General features: G+C 42.3%; 1 pseudogene. It reads left to right on the forward strand.

Annotated elements, in window-relative coordinates:
- Positions 1-227 (forward strand): annotated as a pseudogene (locus MO387_RS21085) (IS3 family transposase); the annotation flags it as partial.

The following is a 227-nucleotide window of genomic DNA, read 5'->3' on the forward strand; positions in this document are numbered from 1 at the left end:
AGCTATCGGTCATCAAAGACTGGGTTCAGTACTGGCGTAAATATATGCCAAGGTTAGGGGCCCGTAAGCTCTACACGTTGATAAAATCCAAGCTGGTTGAGCACGATATTAAACTTGGGCGAGATGGTTTTTTTACCTATTTGAGACGTGAAGGTTTACTGGTTAAACCGAAGAAAAGCTACACAAAAACCACGTTCAGCAAACACTGGATGAAGAAGCATCCTAAT

The sequence above is a fragment of the Shewanella sp. N2AIL genome (genome assembly GCF_022690845.1).
In the GTDB taxonomy this organism is placed as follows: Bacteria; Pseudomonadota; Gammaproteobacteria; order Enterobacterales; family Shewanellaceae; genus Shewanella; species Shewanella baltica.